We start from the raw sequence: 1,339 nt of genomic DNA, 5'->3' as shown, positions 1-1,339 counted from the left end.
TCGCAGAGCCCTCCTCACCCTCGGCGCGGCCGTGGCCGGCAGCGTCACCGTGCCCGCCCACGCGCGGGCGGGGGAGCGCGGGGGCCCCAAGGTGCGCCCGCTCCTCCAGGCCCACGCGCACAACGACTACGAACACCCCCGGCCCCTGCTCGACGCCCTCGACCACCGGTTCAACAGCGTCGAGGCCGACATCTACCTCGTCGACGGACAGCTCCTCGTCGCCCACGACCCCGTGGACCTCGACCCCGCCCGCACCCTTGAGTCGCTCTACCTGGAGCCCCTCGCGGCCCGCGTCCGCGCCCACCACGGTGCGGTGTACCGGGGGTATCACCGCACCCCCTTCCAGCTGCTCATCGACATCAAGACCGAGGGCGCGTCCACCTACGCCGAGCTCCACCGGCATCTGCTGCCCTACCGGCGCCTGTTCACCTCCTGCGTCCACGGCAAGGTGCGCCGCTCGGCGGTCACGGCCGTCGTCTCCGGGGACCGGGCGGCCCGCGGTCCGATGGCGGCGCAGAAGGTGCGGCACGCCTTCTACGACGGGCGCCTCGCCGACCTCGGGACGCCGGCGCCCGCCTCCCTCATCCCGTTGATCAGCGACAACTGGTCGCTCAACTTCACCTGGCAGGGCAACGGGCCGATCCCTCCCGCCGAGCGCGACAAGCTGCGCGGCATCGTCTCCGCCGCCCACACGCACCGGCAGCGCGTCCGGTTCTGGGCCACGCCCGATCTGCCGGGGCCCCAGCGCGACGCGGTCTGGGGCGAGTTGCTCGCCGCCGGTGTCGATCACCTCAACACCGATGACCTCGCGGGGCTCGAAGCCTTCCTCGGCGCGCGCGGCCGGTGACCGGAGCCGGACCACGCCCGTTCCGATAACGCCCGTTTCGGTAACACCCGTTCGGAGCACAGGTCAGAAGCCCGGACAAACCTCCCGTTACGCGACACTGACGGCCGGGAGCCGCGGTGTCGCGTGGCGGAGGAGGTTCTTGGGATGGCTGTCTCGATCTCTGTGGTGCTGCTGCTGCTCATCATGGCGGTGGTCTTCCTGCGCAACGGCGCCCTGAAGATCTCACACGCCCTGGTCTGCGCCCTGCTCGGCTTCTACCTGGCCGGTTCCAGCATGGCGCCGACGATCCACGACGGCCTGACGGCCACGGCCGACATCGTCAGCGCCCTCCAGCCCTGAGCACCGCCGACCGCTCCCGGCGGCTCTTTTGCGTCTTCATGAACAACTGACGTTGTTTCATGGACACTTCAAGCAGCTCGGCCTAGCTTCGGCGCATGCCACCCATCCCGACCCCGTCCGGCGTGCTCCCGAGGATCGCGCGCGGCGCCCTCG

The 1,339-nt window shown here is 71.0% G+C and carries 2 protein-coding genes; both read left to right on the top strand.

Annotation, left to right across the window (positions count from 1 at the left end; translation table 11 throughout):
• Nucleotides 1-847, top strand: an 847-nt coding sequence (locus AB8Z36_RS39985; RefSeq protein ID WP_369218267.1) for a phosphatidylinositol-specific phospholipase C/glycerophosphodiester phosphodiesterase family protein, incomplete at its 5' end; no start/stop codon positions are given.
• A 144-nt stretch (nt 848-991) separates the two neighbouring features.
• Nucleotides 992-1,186, top strand: a complete 195-nt coding sequence (locus tag AB8Z36_RS39980) for a hypothetical protein (RefSeq protein WP_369218266.1) — start codon at nt 992-994, stop codon at nt 1,184-1,186.
• Nucleotides 1,187-1,339: the final 153 nt, after the last annotated feature.

Origin of the sequence: Streptomyces flavofungini (genome assembly GCF_041028215.1) — a bacterium.
Classification (GTDB): domain Bacteria; phylum Actinomycetota; class Actinomycetes; order Streptomycetales; family Streptomycetaceae; genus Streptomyces; species Streptomyces flavofungini_B.
Note: the sequence above shows the minus strand (reverse complement) of the source record. Positions and strands in the feature narration are given on the sequence as shown.